This is a genomic window from Kitasatospora gansuensis, assembly GCF_014203705.1.
Lineage (GTDB): Bacteria > Actinomycetota > Actinomycetes > Streptomycetales > Streptomycetaceae > Kitasatospora > Kitasatospora gansuensis.
This window is the reverse complement of record NZ_JACHJR010000001.1, coordinates 4267884-4282703: the sequence shown is the minus strand read 5'-3', so window position 1 is coordinate 4282703 and position 14820 is coordinate 4267884. Positions and strand designations below refer to the sequence as shown.

17 protein-coding genes and 1 pseudogene are annotated in these 14820 nt (G+C 71.6%); 9 read left to right on the top strand and 9 right to left on the bottom strand.

What is annotated here, in order from left to right:
• The first annotated feature begins 150 nt into the window (after positions 1-150).
• The 5 genes and pseudogenes from F4556_RS18995 to F4556_RS18975 all read left to right on the top strand — a co-directional run bounded on the left by F4556_RS18995 (position 151) and on the right by F4556_RS18975 (position 3197).
• A complete protein-coding gene (locus F4556_RS18995; RefSeq protein WP_184917462.1) occupies positions 151-561 on the top strand; it encodes a VOC family protein in 411 nt (136 codons plus the stop codon).
• A gap of 31 nt (positions 562-592) precedes the next feature.
• Positions 593-835 (top strand): annotated as a pseudogene (locus F4556_RS18990) (AraC family transcriptional regulator); the annotation flags it as partial.
• Positions 836-914: 79 nt separating this feature from the next.
• Positions 915-1370: an iron chaperone gene (locus F4556_RS18985; protein ID WP_184917459.1), complete on the top strand. Its 456-nt coding sequence runs from the start codon at positions 915-917 to the stop codon at positions 1368-1370.
• Between the two features lie 118 nt (positions 1371-1488).
• Positions 1489-2157 carry a GAP family protein gene (locus tag F4556_RS18980; RefSeq protein ID WP_184917456.1) on the top strand — a complete coding sequence of 223 codons (669 nt, stop codon included), beginning with the start codon at positions 1489-1491 and terminating at the stop codon, positions 2155-2157.
• A gap of 53 nt (positions 2158-2210) precedes the next feature.
• Entirely contained in the window at positions 2211-3197 is a 987-nt protein-coding gene (locus F4556_RS18975) for a sigma-70 family RNA polymerase sigma factor (RefSeq protein WP_184917453.1), read from the top strand.
• Between the two features lie 16 nt (positions 3198-3213).
• Here the strand turns inward: F4556_RS18975 and F4556_RS18970 are convergent, their stop codons facing one another.
• Both F4556_RS18970 and F4556_RS18965 read right to left on the bottom strand, forming a co-directional pair.
• Positions 3214-4164 carry a phytanoyl-CoA dioxygenase family protein gene (locus tag F4556_RS18970; RefSeq protein WP_184917450.1) on the bottom strand — a complete coding sequence of 317 codons (951 nt, stop codon included), beginning with the start codon at positions 4162-4164 and terminating at the stop codon, positions 3214-3216.
• Between the two features lie 154 nt (positions 4165-4318).
• Positions 4319-5032 (bottom strand): MIP family channel protein, encoded by a 714-nt coding sequence (locus F4556_RS18965; RefSeq protein ID WP_184917447.1) that lies wholly within the window; start codon positions 5030-5032, stop codon positions 4319-4321.
• Positions 5033-5359: 327 nt separating this feature from the next.
• Between F4556_RS18965 and F4556_RS18960 the strand changes: the two genes are divergently transcribed.
• Positions 5360-6034, top strand: a complete 675-nt coding sequence (locus F4556_RS18960; RefSeq protein WP_030392646.1) for a Crp/Fnr family transcriptional regulator — start codon at positions 5360-5362, stop codon at positions 6032-6034.
• Positions 6035-6105: 71 nt separating this feature from the next.
• On the opposite strand, the gene F4556_RS18955 is transcribed toward F4556_RS18960, so the two are convergent.
• From F4556_RS18955 to sp36, 5 genes are all read right to left on the bottom strand, one after another.
• Complete coding sequence (locus tag F4556_RS18955; protein ID WP_313068359.1) at positions 6106-6927, bottom strand: MBL fold metallo-hydrolase; 822 nt, start codon at positions 6925-6927, stop codon at positions 6106-6108.
• Complete coding sequence (locus F4556_RS18950) at positions 6924-7106, bottom strand: hypothetical protein (RefSeq protein WP_184917444.1); 183 nt, start codon at positions 7104-7106, stop codon at positions 6924-6926. Before F4556_RS18950 ends, F4556_RS18955 begins: the two co-directional genes overlap by 4 nt.
• 26 nt (positions 7107-7132) lie before the next feature.
• Entirely contained in the window at positions 7133-7978 is an 846-nt protein-coding gene (locus F4556_RS18945) for an NUDIX hydrolase (protein ID WP_184917441.1), read from the bottom strand.
• A 266-nt stretch (positions 7979-8244) separates the two neighbouring features.
• Positions 8245-8709, bottom strand: a complete 465-nt coding sequence (locus F4556_RS18940; protein ID WP_184917438.1) for a RidA family protein — start codon at positions 8707-8709, stop codon at positions 8245-8247.
• Entirely contained in the window at positions 8709-8864 is a 156-nt protein-coding gene (gene sp36 / locus F4556_RS18935; protein ID WP_157531528.1) for a Sp36 family protein, read from the bottom strand. The genes F4556_RS18940 and sp36 overlap by 1 nt, the downstream gene beginning before the upstream one ends.
• Positions 8865-9028: 164 nt before the next feature.
• On the opposite strand from sp36, the gene bagA reads away from it, so the two are divergent.
• Positions 9029-10087 (top strand): ATPase BagA, encoded by a 1059-nt coding sequence (gene bagA, locus F4556_RS18930; RefSeq protein ID WP_313068358.1) that lies wholly within the window; start codon positions 9029-9031, stop codon positions 10085-10087.
• Complete coding sequence (gene bagB / locus F4556_RS18925) at positions 10084-11229, top strand: ATPase BagB (protein WP_184917435.1); 1146 nt, start codon at positions 10084-10086, stop codon at positions 11227-11229. Before bagA ends, bagB begins: the two co-directional genes overlap by 4 nt.
• 76 nt (positions 11230-11305) lie before the next feature.
• On the opposite strand, the gene F4556_RS18920 is transcribed toward bagB, so the two are convergent.
• A complete protein-coding gene (locus tag F4556_RS18920; protein WP_033333275.1) occupies positions 11306-11629 on the bottom strand; it encodes a WhiB family transcriptional regulator in 324 nt (107 codons plus the stop codon).
• 400 nt (positions 11630-12029) lie between these two features.
• Between F4556_RS18920 and F4556_RS18915 the strand changes: the two genes are divergently transcribed.
• On the top strand, positions 12030-14258 hold the full coding sequence (locus F4556_RS18915) for a transglycosylase domain-containing protein (RefSeq protein WP_184917433.1): 2229 nt from the start codon (positions 12030-12032) through the stop codon (positions 14256-14258).
• Between the two features lie 76 nt (positions 14259-14334).
• On the opposite strand, the gene F4556_RS18910 is transcribed toward F4556_RS18915, so the two are convergent.
• On the bottom strand, positions 14335-14793 hold the full coding sequence (locus F4556_RS18910; protein WP_184917431.1) for a GatB/YqeY domain-containing protein: 459 nt from the start codon (positions 14791-14793) through the stop codon (positions 14335-14337).
• Between the last annotated feature and the right edge of the window lie 27 nt (positions 14794-14820).

Below are 14820 nucleotides of genomic sequence, written 5' to 3'. Positions count from 1 at the left end.
AGGCTACGTCGCGCGGCCGACCTCGCGGACCCGATTCCACCGGCGGTGCGGGACGCCGCCGCGCCCCGGCCGCCGACGAACCGTCAGGCCGCCCGAACCGATCAGGATTCGAGAAGCGGCGGCGCCCGGGCCGCGACTAGCTTGAGATCCATGGACATCACCATTCACACCACCTTCCTCCCGCACAGCGACCCCGACGCCTCGGTGGCGTTCTACCGGGACGCGCTCGGCTTCGAGGTCCGCAGCGACGTCGGCCAGGGCAAGATGCGCTGGATCACCGTCGGCCCGGCCGGGCAGCCCGGCACCTCGATCCTGCTGGCGCCGCCGGCCGTCGACCCGGGGATCACCGAGGACGAGCGGCGGACCATCACCGAGATGATGGCCAAGGGCACCTACGGCTGGATCCTGCTGGCCACCCCCGACCTCGACGGCGTCTTCGCGAAGCTGGTGGCGGGCGACGCCGAGGTGGTGCAGGAGCCGACCGAGCAGCCGTACGGCATCCGGGACTGCGCCGTCCGCGATCCCGCCGGGAACCTGGTCCGCTTCCAGGAGCTCCGGTAGCCGTTCCGGTCATCGAGGAGGGGGAACTCCCATGTGCCATCCCGCCTGGGCCCGCGCCCGGATCGCGGCGCAACGCCTGAACGACTTCGCCCGGCTGCGCCGCGTCCGGGACCGGATCGACCGCGAGCACACCCAACCGCTGGACGTCCTGGCACTGGCCCGCGACGCGGACCTGGCCGCCGGGGACCTCAGCCGCCAGTTCCGCCTGGCCTACGGAGCCTCGCCGTACGCCTATCTGACGGCCCGTCGGGCCGAGCGTGCCAGAACGCTGCTGCACCACCGCGAGGCGCCTCCGGCTCGCGCCGTCTCCGTCCCCTGATCCGTCCCACGCCCCGCCCGAGAGGAATCCCGCGATGAACGACACCAAGAGCACCTTCGACGGCTTCACCGCCGAGGAACGCGACGCGATGAAGGAGCACGCCAAGGACCTGAAGGCGGCCGCCCGCCGCGGCCCGCGCTCGGCGAAGGCGGCCAAGGCGGACGGCGAGAGCGACGTGCTCGCGAAGATCGCCGAGATGCCGGACGCGGACCGCGTCCTCGCCGAGAAGCTGCACGCCATCGTCGGCGCCGCCGCCCCGAACCTCGCGCCGAAGCTCTGGTACGGGATGCCCGCGTACGCCAGGGACGGCAAGGTGGTCTGCTTCTTCCAGAGCGCGCAGAAGTCCAAGTCGCGGTACGCCACACTCGGCTTCAGCGACCAGGCCCACCTGGACAAGGGCACCCTGTGGCCGACCAGCTACGCCCTGACCGACCTCGGCCCCGCCAACGAGGCCCTGATCGCCGATCTGATCAAGAGGGCGGCGGGCTGACGCACCCTCACTCACCCGTTCGGCGGGCCGGAGTCGCAGCTCCCGCCGCCTGCCGCAAGGGTGTTGCCAGGGCGTACGCCGAGGCGGCCTGCCCGGACCATCCGAGAGGGGCAGGCGCATGGGCGAGGCGATCGGTTCGATGCTGTCCTCGGCGGTCGGCATCGCGATCAGCCCGCTGCCGTTGATCGCGGTGATCCTGATGCTGGCGACGCCGCGCGGCCGGGCCAACGGGATCGCGTTCGCGGCCGGCTGGCTGGGTGCCCTGGCGGCGGTGGTCGCGGCCGTGGTGGTGCTCGGCAGCGGGCTGACCACCAGCGGGGAGAAGCCGACCTGGGCCTACTGGCTCAAGCTCGCCCTGGGGGCGCTGTTCGTCCTGCTGGCCGGCAAGCAGTGGCGCGGACGGCCGCGCGAGGGGCACGTGTCCGCGCCGCCGAAGTGGATGCAGGCCGTGGACCGCTTCACCCCGGCCGAGTCGGCCGGGCTGGCGGCCGCCCTGGTCGCCGCCAACCCGAAGAACCTGGTGCTGGCGGTCGGCGGCGCGGTATCGATCGCCACCAGCTCCGCGGGTACGGGCGGCAAGACCGTCGCCGCCGTGCTGATGGTGCTGATCGGCTCGCTCTGCACGCTGCTGCCGCTCGGCGTGCACCTGGTCGGCGGCGAGCGCTCGACCCACGTGCTGGCCGAGTGGAAGGCCTGGATGGCGGTCCACAACGGCGCGATCATGGCGGCCGTGCTCGCCGTCCTCGGCGCCAAGTACGTCGGCGACGCGGTCACCGGCCTCTGGTGATCCGGGAGCTGCTACGTTCCCCTCGTAACGGGCCGGACCAGGGGGCGGGTGCGATGACCAGCAGTGCAGCGATCGAACCGACGGAGCGTGAAGCTCCGCTGGAGCGTCAACTGGAGGAGTTCCGGCGCGAGTTGACCGGGTACTGCTACCGGATGCTCGGCTCCGCCTTCGAGGCCGAGGACGCGGTGCAGGAGACCATGATCCGCGCCTGGCGCGGCCACCGGGGCTTCGAGGGCCGGGCGGCCCTGCGGTCCTGGGTGTACCGGATCGCCACCAACGTCTGCATGGACGCGCTGAACGGACGGCAGCGCCGGGCCCGGCCGATGGACCTCACCAGCTCGGCCACGGTGTCCACCGCGAGCGGCACCCAACTGCCCGAGGTGACCTGGATCGGCCCGGTCCCGGACACCCTGCTCACCGCCGACCCGGCGGAGCTGACCACCCGTCGCGAGTCGGTACGGCTGGCGTTCGTCGCGGCCCTGCAGCGGCTCGCCCCCAAGCAGCGCGCGGTGCTGATCCTCCGTGAGGTGCTGGCCTGGTCCGCCGCCGAGGTGGCCGAACTGCTCGGCGTCACCGTGGCCTCCGTCAACAGCGCGCTCCAGCGGGCCCGTTCGACCATGGCGGCGCAGGAGCCGGTGGTCACCGACCCGCTCCGGCCGCTGGACCAGGACCAGGAACGCCTACTGGAGCGCTATCTCCGGGCCTTCGAGAGCTACGACCTGGACACCCTGGCCGGTCTGCTGCACGAGGACGCCGTGCTCTCGATGCCGCCGTACGAGATGTGGCTGCGCGGGAAGGGCGAGATCCGCGACTGGCTGCTCGGCCCGGGCTGCGGCTGCCGGGGCTCGCGGCTGCTGCCGACCGTCGCCAACGGGGCACCCGCGTTCGGCCAGTACCGGCCGAGCCCGGACGGCGGGCACGCGCCATGGGCGCTGCAGGTGCTGGAGATCTCGGCGGGCCGGGTGGTCGGGCTCAACTCGTTCCTGGACACCGAGCAGCTGTTCCCACTGTTCGGCCTGCCCGCCCGACTCGACGGGTGAACCCCCGGCGCCCGGGTCAGCCCAGGGTGCCGACCACCGGGTTGAGTGGCGAGGCGGCCGGACCGCCCGGCGCGACACCGGGCAGGAAGTCGGTCCAGCGGCCGCTCATCGCGGTCGGGCGGGCCACCACCCGGGTGCCGTCGGCGTAGTAGGTGGCGGAGAGCACCCGGCGCGGGGTGTCGGTGCGGTTCGGCCCGGCGGTGTGGAAGCAGTCGGCGGCGTGGAACGAGACCTCGCCGGCCCGGTACGGCGCGGGGACGGGAGTGATCCCGTCGGCCCGCAGGGTGGCGGCGACGAACCCGTCGTACCCCTGCTCGGCGACCGCCGGGGTGGCCGCCAGCACCGGCGGCACGGCCGTCCGGTCCAGGCAGGCCAGCGGCCCCATCGCGGTCGGCACGTCGTGCAGCGGGATCCAACTGGTGCACACGGCCGGGGAGTCGAGCGGGTAGTGGTCGGCGTCCCGGTGCCAGGGCGTCCGTCCGCAGCCGGGCTCCTTGGAGAGCACGTTGTCGTGGTAGAGCCGCACCCGGCCGGCGCCGAGCAGGCGGGCCGCGAGGTCGCCGAGCCGGCGGGAGAGCGCGACGCTGCGCAGCAGCGGGTCGGTCAGCCAGAGCTGCTCCAGCGCCAGGAAGCGTCCCGGGTTGGCCAACCCGTGGGCCTCGCCGAGGAGTTGACCGGCCCGCTCGGCGAGCGCGGCCAGCACGGCGGGCGGGATCACCCCGGGCAGCCGGACGTGCCCTCGGCGGCGGAACCGCTCGACCGCCCGGTCCGGCAGGAGGTACGGCTGGTCGAGCGCACCCGCGACCTCGCCCGGGGTGGCGGGCCGCACCGGCGGTCCGCCGGGTGAAGCGATGGAACTCACCGCCCCCAAGGGGGCGTTGACGGCCAGGGACATGTACCAGTCCCACCACTCCTGGTCGTCGCCCGCCCATTCCGGCTCGGTCGCTCGTTCCGTACGTGCGTTCATGGCCATCGCCCCAGCCGGTCATGTCCGTGTCATGAGTGTTCGTCAGCCTACTTTGCCGAGATCACTTCGGGCGAGACCCCCCGGCGGCCGGTTCCGAGCAGCCGGCACGAGGCCCGGCCGGAACCTGCCGGCCGGGCCTGGTGCGAACCGGATGTCAGACCCGCGCGGTCTCCCGCACCTCCGCGGCCACCCGCTGAGGGTGGGTCAGCTGGTGCACTCCGGCGGCGACGGCGCCGCCGACCAGCGGGGCCAGCAGGAACAGCCAGACCTGGGAGAGCGCCGCCCCGCCCGCGAAGATCGCGGGCCCGAGCGAGCGGGCCGGGTTGACCGAGGTGCCGGTCAGCGGGATGCCGACCAGGTGCACCACCGCCAGCGCCATCCCGATCGGCAGGCCGTCGAAGCCCGTGACGGCCAAGCGGTGGGTGACCGAGAGGACCACGTAGACCAGCAGGAAGGTCAGCAGCACCTCGGTCAGGAAGGCGCCGAACAGGTTGATGTGCGCCTCGGACCGGTCGCCCCAGCCGTTGCTGCCGAGCTTGCCGCTGGTCTGCAGCCCGGGGACCTGCTTGGCCAGCAGCAGCACCAGCGCCGCACCGACGATCCCGCCGAGGAACTGCGCGACCCAGTACGAGACCGCCGTCCGGCCGTCGATCCGGCGCGCCAGCAGGAAGCCGAGCGTGACCGCCGGATTGACGTGGCAACCGGAGATCGGACCGAGCGCGTACGCCAGGGCGAGCAGCACGAAGCCGAACGCCAACGCGATCCCCAGGGTGCCGATCCACTGACCGGCCACCACCGCCGCACCGACCGCGAAGAGCACCAGTAGCAGCGTGCCGAGGAATTCACTGATCACCGCGCGCTTTTCCATCTGTCCGTCCCTCCTGGAATGCCGAATGGATCAACCCCTTCCACCCTTCCGGCGGAGCCGGACCTCCGCACGGCGAACCGGCACCCCGTCCCCGGCATCCGTTCGGCCCAACGGCGCCGACACCGGGCGACGGGAGGATCGGAACGGGTACTGCAAACGGGTGATCGAGCGCCCACTACGGCATCCGGGGAGCACTGATGAGTACAAATGGCCCCGTACCGTACTCCCCGCCCGCCCCCCTCCTCATATGATCGGAGCGACATGCGTCATCCTTGGTGAGGCAAGTCATGACCGGAAGCACCACCCACCACCAGCAGGAGGAAGCACGTGGACGACGTTCTGCGGCGTGCCGCGCTGTTCGCGGCTCTCGATGACGAGCAGGCCGGCGAGCTGCGTGCCTCCATGACCGAGGTGACGCTGGCCCGTGGCGAGTCGCTCTTCCACGAGGGTGACCCGGGCGACCGGCTGTACGTCGTGGCCGAGGGCAAGGTCAAGCTGCACCGCGCCTCCCCGGACGGCCGGGAGAACATGCTCGCCGTGCTCGGCCCCAGCGAGATGATCGGCGAGCTCTCGCTGTTCGACCCGGGCCCGCGCACCGCCACCGCCAGCGCGCTGACCGAGGTCAAGCTGCTCGGCCTCGGCCACGGCGACCTGCAGCCCTGGCTGCACGCCCGCCCCGAGGTCTCGATCGCGCTGCTCCGGGCGATCGCCCGCCGGCTGCGCCGGACCAACGACGTGATGTCCGACCTGGTCTTCTCCGACGTGCCGGGTCGGGTGGCCAAGGCCCTGCTGGACCTGTCCCGCCGGTTCGGCGTGCAGTCCGACGAGGGCATCCACGTCGCGCACGACCTCACCCAGGAGGAGCTGGCCCAGCTGGTGGGCGCCTCCCGCGAGACGGTCAACAAGGCGCTGGCCGACTTCGCCGGCCGCGGCTGGCTGAAGCTCGAGGCCCGCGCGGTGGTCCTGATGGACGTCGAGCGGCTCTCCCGCCGCTCCCGCTGACATCCAGCGCCTGAGGGCCCGTGAGCTGCTGCTCACGGGCCCTCAGGCGTCTCTGTCAGGCGTACGGGCCGTCAGATCAGGCCGTGGTCCTCCAGATAGCGCAGCTGCGCCCGGACGGAGAGCTCGGCGGCGGGCCAGAGCGCGCGGTCCACGTCCGCGTAGACCTTGGCGACCACCTGCTCGGCGGTCCGGTACCCCGCCTCCACGGCGGTCTCCACCTGGGCCAGCCGGCTGGCCCGGTGGGCGAGGTAGTAGTCCACCGCGCCGAGCGCGTCGGCCAGCACCGGGCCGTGGCCCGGCAGCACCGTACGGACGCCCTGCTCCGCGGCCATGGTGTGCAGGCGGCGCAGCGAGTCCAGGTAGTCGCCGATCGTCCCGTCCGGGTGGGCGACCATCGTGGTGCCCCGGCCGAGCACGGTGTCGCCGGTCAGGATCGCGCCGTCGGCGGGGAGATGGAAGGTCAGGGAGTCGGCGGTGTGCCCGGGGGTGCCGACCACCCGGATCTCCAGGCCGCCGACCTCGATCACCTGGCCGCCGTGCAGGCCCTCGCCGCCGAGGCGGTGGGCCGGGTCGAGCGCCCGGACCTCGGTGCCGGTCAGCTCGGCGAACCGCGCGGCGCCCTCGGCGTGGTCGTGGTGACCATGGGTCAGCAGGGTCAGCGCCACCCGCTTGCCCTGCTGCTCGGCGATGTCGATCACCCGGCGCAGATGGCCCTCGTGCAACGGGCCCGGGTCGATCACCACCGCGAGCTCGGAGCCGGGCTCGGACAGCAGCCAGGTGTTGGTGCCGTCGAGCGTCATCGGCGACGGGTTCGGCGCCAGTACGCAGAACGCCCGGGGGGTGGCCCCGCCGCCGATCTCGGCGGCGGGGTCACCGGGGAGCGGACCGCTCACCGGCCGCCCTCGCAGATCCGGTGCAGGGTGCGCGGGTGCAGCGGCCGCTCCAGCGAGCGCAGGTACGGCTCGACCGGGACGGGGTCGAGCTGCCCCGCCAGCGAACGGAGGGTCAGCGGCCGGACGGAGAGGGTGGGCTGGGGGTACGCCGCACGGCGAACCACGTCATTGTGGGTCATCGGGCGATCCTTCCTGGGTGGAGCGGTCAGTTGAGAGGAAAAATACCGTCGATGGTCAGCTCTTCATACCCCGACCATCGCACTGAGATCCGATCACCGGCCAGCTCGGCCGTACCGAGGACCGGCTCGATCTTGCGGTCCGCCGCCAGGTCGGCCGCCTGCGCCGCCGTACCGGCGGGCAGCAGCTCCCGGAGCACCGTCACGGTCGGCGGCATCATCCCGTACCGACCGTCCGCGTGGCCCTCGACCGCCTCGGCGGGAGTCAGCCAGGCGACCCGGTCCGCCTCGCCGACCGTGTCGGCGGCCCGCTGCCCGGCCGGCAGCGCGGCGACGAAGAACCAGGTGTCGTACCGGCGCTCCTCGAAGGCCGGCGTGATCCACCTGGCCCAGGCCGACAGCAGGTCGGAGCGGAGCACCAGGCCGTGCGCCCGCAGGAAGTCGGCGAAGGAGAGCTCGTGCGCCTCCAGCGCGGCGCGCTCGGCGGACCAGTCCGCGGCGTCGGCCATGGTGCCGGCATCGGGTCCGGCCAGCAGGACGCCGGCCTCCTCGAAGGTCTCCCGGACGGCCGCGCAGACCACGGCCTGCGCGGTGGCGGCGTCCACCCCGAGCCGCTCGCCCCACTCGGCGGGGCTCGGGCCGGCCCAGCCGAGCTCGGCCTCCGCGTCCCGCGGATCGACACCGCCGCCCGGGTAGGCGTACATCCCGGCGGCGAACGGCATCGAGGTGCGGCGGCGCAGCAGGTACGCCTCCGGGCCCCCGGCCCCGTCCCGCAGCAGCACCACGGTGGCGGAGGGCTTCGGGACCGGCGGGGTCAGACCACCCTCCGCGAGCGCCCTGATCCGGGCGGGCCAGGACGGCGGCATCGGCATCATGAACGGGATGCTAGCCCGCGATCACGGCTTTGGGCAGGGGCTCAGCCTCTGGCAGGTGCTCCGGCATCTACGGTCCAGGGGCTCGGGGCTGCGCCGTAGGCAGAGCGTCCGGTTGCACTATCCAGGGGCTCGGGGAACTGCGAGGAGATCTGGCGTTCGGGTCACTGCGAAAGTGCCTGACCACCTACGCATGGATCACCTTGAACGAGGTCGGCGTCGCAGTTCCCCGAGCCCCTGATGGCTGATGCCCGGAGCGCCGGTGCGCGTCAGGCGGTGATGCGGACCTGGAACTCGATCTCGACCGGCGCGTCCAGCGGAAGCACCGCGACGCCGACCGCACTGCGGGCGTGCACGCCCGCCGCGCCGAAGACCTCGCCGAGCAGCTCGCTCGCGCCGTTGATCACGCCGGGCTGGCCGGTGAAGTCGGGGGCGGAGGCGACGAAGCCGACCACCTTGACGATCTGCTCGACCTTGTCCAGGTCACCGATCACGGACTTGATCGCGGCGAGGCCGTTGAGCGCGCAGGTCTGCGCGAGCTGCTTGGCCTCCTCGGCGGTCACCTCGGCGCCGACCTTGCCGGTGCTCGGCAGCTTGCCCGCGACCATCGGGAGCTGACCCGCGGTCAGCACGTACTCGCCGGAGCGGATCGCCGGGACGTACGCGGCGACCGGCGCGGCCACCTCGGGGAGGGTCAGGCCGAGCGCGGCCAGCTTCTCCTCAACCTTGCTCATCAGCTCTTCTCCCGCTTCAGGTAGGCAACGAGCTGCTCGGGGTTCGGCCCCGGCACAACCTGGACGAGCTCCCAGCCGTCCTGACCCCAGGAGTCCAGGATCTGCTTGGTGGCGTGGACGAGCAGCGGCACGGTGACGTATTCCCACTTGGTCATGGGGGTGACTCTAGTGCCTGGCCGGGGTGTGATCCGGGACACAGCACGGGCATGAATCCGGACCGTTCCTCCCGGGCTCCCGGCATCGGGGGCGGCGGCTGGTTACGCTCGCGGGAGGAGGCGCCCACCGGGTGCGGTGCCGCTGAGACGGACGGAGACGGAGCGTGGACCAGGTGGACCGGCGCGATCCGGACTGGGAGGGTGTCCGGCTCCACGTGGTCAGCGGCAAGGGCGGCACCGGGAAGACCACCGTCGCCGCGGCGCTGGCCCTGGCGCTGGCCGCCGACGGGGGCCGGACGCTGCTGATCGAGGTGGAGGGCCGGCAGGGCATCGCCGAGATGTTCGGGCTGGCCGCGCTGCCGTACGAGGAGCGCAGGATCGCCACCGTCTCGCGGTCCAAGCTCGGGCTGGACGGCCGGGGCCCGGTCGGCGAGCTGTTCGCGCTGGCGATCGACACCGAGCAGGCGCTGCTCGAGTACCTGGACATGTTCTACAAGCTGGGCCGGGCCGGGAAGGCGCTGCAGAAGGTCGGCTTCGTCGACTTCGCCACCACCATCGCGCCCGGCGTACGGGACGTGCTGCTGACCGGCAAGGCCTGCGAGGCGGCCCGGCGCAAGGGCCCGGACGGGCGGCGGGCGTACGACGCGATCGTGATGGACGCGCCGCCGACCGGACGGATCACCAGGTTCCTGAACGTCAACTCCGAGGTGGCCGGGCTGGCCAGGTTCGGGCCGATCCACGGGCAGGCGCAGGCGGTGATGCGGGTGCTCAGGTCTCCGGAGACGGCGGTGCACCTGGTCACCCTGCTGGAGGAGATGCCGGTGCAGGAGACGGTGGACGGCGTCACCGAGCTGGCCGAGGCCCAACTCCCGCTCGGCGGCGTACTGGTGAACATGGTCCGGCCGCCGGTGCTGGACGCCGCCGCGGTCGACGCGGTGACCGGCGACCATCGCGAGGAGGTCGCGCTGGCCCTCGGCGAAGCCGGTCTGGGCGGGCGGTCCAAGTCGGCCACGACCGTCCGGGCCGCGGTCGAGCCACTGCTCGATCCACTGCTCGACCAGGCCCGCGAGCACGCCGAGCGGGTCGAGCTGGAGCGTGAACAGCGCGCGGTGCTCCAGCAGTTGAAACGGCCGACGTACGAACTCCCGCTGCTCGGCGGGGGCGTGGACCTGGGCGGGCTGTACCGCCTGGCGGGTGAGCTGAAGCGGCAGGGGGCGGCATGACCGAGCTCGACATCGACACCCTGATCGGGGACCCGAAGACCCGGATCGTGGTCTGCTGCGGCTCCGGCGGGGTGGGCAAGACCACCACCGCGGCGGCGATCGGCCTGCGGGCGGCGGAGCGCGGCCGGAAGGTGGTCGTGCTGACCATCGACCCGGCCCGGCGGCTGGCCCAGTCGATGGGCCTGACCGAGCTGGACAACACCCCCCGGGTGGTCAAGGAGGTGACCGGCGACGGTGAACTCCAGGCCATGATGCTGGACATGAAGCGGACCTTCGACGAGGTCGTGCTCGCCCACGCCGACCCCGAACGGGCCAAGGCGATCATGGAGAACCCGTTCTACCAGTCGCTCTCCGCCGGATTCGCCGGCACCCAGGAGTACATGGCGATGGAGAAGCTCGGCCAGCTGCGGGCGGCTGGCCGGTGGGACCTGATCGTGGTGGACACCCCGCCGTCCCGCTCCGCGCTGGACTTCCTGGACGCGCCGAACCGGCTCGGTTCGTTCCTGGACGGCAGGCTGATCCGGATACTGACCGCCCCGGCCAAGGTGGGCGGGCGGAGCGCGATGAAGTTCCTGAACGTCGGCATGGGCCTGATCACCGGCACCCTCGGCAAGATCTTCGGCGCCCAGCTGCTGACCGACGTGCAGACCTTCGTCTCCGCGATGGACTCGATGTTCGGCGGCTTCCGCGAACGCGCCGACCGTACCTACCAGCTGCTCAAGGCACCGGGCACGGCCTTCCTGGTGGTGGCCGCACCGGAGCGGGACGCGCTGCGCGAGGCGGCGTACTTCGTCGACCGGCTGGCCGCCGACGAGATGCCGCTGGCCGGCCTGGTGCTCAACCGGGTGCACCGCACCGGGGCGCCCCAGCTCACCGCCGAACGCGCGCTGGCCGCGGCCGAGGCACTGGAGGAGAACGGCTCGGGCAGCAGCACGGTGGCGGCCGAGATGCTCGCCGCCGGTCTGCTCCGGCTGCACGCGGAGCGCATGCAGGTGATGGACCGCGAGCGGCTCACCCGGGACCGGTTCGTCTCGGTGTACCCGGACGTGCCGATCGTCGAGGTGCCCGCCCTGCCGGGCGACGTGCACGACCTGGCCGGCCTGCGCGCCATCGGCGAGCGGCTGGGCGGCGGCCGTGACTGACAGCCAGGACTGACGGCGGTTGGCTGACTGTCGGTCAGCCAGCCTGCGCCGTACGTGTGACGGGGACCCGGTCGGCCTAGCCCGCCTGTGCGTAGTCGGTCAGGATGACGCCCGTGGCGAGCGACTCCTCGTACTCGGTGCGGGCCGTCTCCAGCAGCCTGCGCCAGGACATCACCGTCGGCCTGCGGCGCAGCAGCGCCCGCCGCTCGCGCTCGGTCATCCCGCCCCAGACGCCGAACTCCACCCGGTTGTCCAGCGCGTCCGCGAGGCACTCGGTGCGTACCGGGCACCCGCTGCAGACCGCCTTGGCGCGGTTCTGCGCCGCCCCCTGAACAAACAGCTCGTCTGGATCACTCGTGCGGCAGGCTGCCTGCGCACTCCAGTCGTCCACCCAGCCCATCACGGCGCCGTCCTCTCCCGAATCGGGGCTCCCCCACGGCGGCAACGGCATATTCACCGCTGCCAGTTGAGGACGTTACGGAAGAACGACAGCACGCAACAGCCCCTTCGGGCCCAATCTCAAATGGCCCAATCGGACTATGGGTATCCGTCTTCTCACTCGTTGGAGTGATCGCAGGTCGGGGGCCTTGCCAGGGGCGTTCGGGCCACTTTCGTCACCCTCTGCCACAGTGCGCCCGGCAGAGCTGGCGACATATCACCAGACAGTGGGTCAATTCGGGCAAAGCTCATCACTCACAAGAGTGACGCTGATGAACAGAGCGAAGCTGTCGCAGTGTTGTGACAAGCCTAGGCGAACACCTGCCCCCATGTCCGGGAATCTCCGACGTAGTGTTCTCTCCATGGCACCTCAGCGACCCGCGGGATCCCCGCTTGACAAGGCCGGGCTCGGGCTCAAGTTCCTGGGCATCAGCGTGCTGGCCGGAGTTCTCGTCGCGGGCATGGCGTTGCCCGCGATCGGCGCACTCGGTCTGACCGCCAAGGACACCGCCGAGAGCTTCGACAACGTCCCGACCGACTTCAAGGCGCCGACCCTCTCCCAGGCCTCGTTCATCTACGACGCCAAGGGCGGTCTGATCGCCAGGGTCTTCGACCGTGACCGGACCATCCTGACCCAGGAGCAGATGGCCCCGATCATGCGGCAGGCCCAGGTCGACATCGAGGACGCCCGGTTCTACGAGCACGGCGCGATCGACCTCAAGGGCGTGCTCCGCGCGATCGGGAAGAACGCCGAGTCCGGCGAGGCCAGCCAGGGCGCCTCCACGCTGACCCAGCAGTACGTGAAGAACGTCAACGTCGAGCTGGCGGGCGACGACAAGGAGGCCTTCAAGAAGGCCACCGAGAAGAGCCTGGGTCGCAAGATCCAGGAGCTGAAGATCGCCATCAAGCTGGAGGAGGAGCTGACCAAGGATCAGATCCTCACCAACTACCTGAACATCACCTTCTACGGCCACCAGGCGTATGGGGTCGAGTCGGCGGCCAACCGCTACTTCAGCAAGAGCGCCAAGGACCTGAGCATCGCCGAGGCCGCCACCCTGGCCGGGCTGGTGCAGAACCCCACGTCGTACGACCCGGTGCTGCACCCGAAGGCGGCCCAGACCCGCCGCGACACGGTGATCGGCAAGCTGCTCGAGAACAAGCACATCACCGACGCGCAGGCCAAGGAAGCGATCGCCAGCCCGCTCAACCTGAAGTACAAGGAGCCGCTGAACGGCTGCATCACCGCCCAGGCGGGGATGGGCTTCTTCTGCGACTACGTCCGGCACGTGGTGAAGCAGGACCCGGCCTTCGGCAAGACCGCCACCGACCGGCAGCGGCTCTGGAGCCAGGGCGGCCTGAAGATCAACACCACCATCGACCCGGACAAGCAGGCCGCCGCGTACAAGGCGGTGACCACCAAGGTCTACCCGACCGACTCGGTCGCGGCCGCCGCCACCATGATCAGGCCGGGCACCGGCGAGATCCTGGCGATGGCGCAGAGCCGCCCGTACGGCCTGGACTCCAAGCAGAACCAGACGGTGATCAACCTCAACGCCGACGCGGCGATGGGCGGCGGCAACGGCTTCTCCCCCGGCTCGACCTTCAAGCCGATCCTGGCGGCGGCGGCACTGGAGAGCGGGATCCCGATCACCCAGGAGTACCCCTCCCAGTACGAGATCGACTACCCGAAGATGTCCCAGTGCTCCGGCACCTGGAACGAGAAGGGCGTCAAGCTCAAGAACGAGAGCACCGAGGAGAAGGGCCCGTACGCGCTGAAGGAGGCGATGGCCAGGTCGGTCAACACCTACTTCGTGCAGATGGAGGCCGAGATGGGCCTCTGCGCGGTCAAGCAGATGGCCGACAAGCTCGGCATCAAGAGCCTGGCCAGCGGAAAGCCGCTGCTGGAGATCCCCTCCATGGTGCTCGGCACCCAGGAGGTCTCCCCGATGGTGATGGCCAACGCCTACGCGACCTTCGCCGCGCGCGGCAAGTACTGCTCCCCGGTCGCCGTGAAGTCCGTGGTCAACACGGCCGGCACCCAGCTGCCGGTGCCGCAGGCCAACTGCACCCAGGTGATCTCCGAGACCACCGCGGACGGCATCAACACCCTGCTGCTCGGTGTGACCGAGAAGGGCACCGGCTCCTCGCTCACCCTGGACGACCGCCGGCCGATCGCCGGCAAGACCGGTACCACCGACGAGCGGTACGCGGCCTGGTTCACCGGCTACACCCCCGAGCTGTCCACCTCGGTCTGGCTGGGCGGCCCGACCGTCAACGTCTCGATGAAGAACATCAAGATCGGCCCCACCCGCTTCAACGGCGGCGTGTACGGCGCGACCGGTCCCGGCCCGATCTGGCAGATGGCGATGAGCGCGGCCGTGGACGGCACGCCCAAGACCAACTTCCAGACCGTCAACATCCCCGACCCGCTGCCCAAGACCGACCCCAACGCCTCCCCCACCCCGCCTGCCGGCGGCGACGCCGCAGGCGCCAACGCCGGCCTGATCGGCGGCAACTTCACCCTGCCGCCCGGCATCATCGGCGGCAACGGGAACGGTGGCAACGGCGGTAACGGCGGCGGCCGGCACTGAGTCAGGCTGCGTCAAGCGGAAAGGGCCCGCCCCCGGTTCAACCGGGGGCGGGCCCTTCTGCTTCTCCGCTGCTTGCCTACGGCTGCAGGGCTGCCTTCACCGCGGCGGCCACCCGGCTGCCCTCGGCCAGGCCCTCCACCTTCGGCTTCACCAGCTTCATCACCGCACCCAGGCCCTGCGGGCCGGTCGCCCCGCTGGCCGCCACGGCCTCGGCCACGATCGCGGCCAACTCCTCGTCGCCGAGCTGCTTCGGCAGGTACCGCGCCAGCAGCTCACCCTCGGCCCGCTCCTTCGCGGCCGACTCGGTGCGGCCGGCCAGGTCGAAGGCCTCCGCCGCCTCCCGGCGCTTCTTCGCCTCCCGGGCGATCACCGTCAGCACCTCGTCCTCGGAGAGAACCGGCGTCTTCCGGCCCTTCACCTTCTCCTCCGCGGTCAGCGCGGACAGGGTGAGCCGGATGGTGGAGGAGGCCAGCTCGTCCCGGGACTTGATCGCGGTGGTGAGGTCCTCCTGCAGCTGCTGCTTGAGCGTAGTCATGGGCCATTCATATGCCCCTGCCCGGCC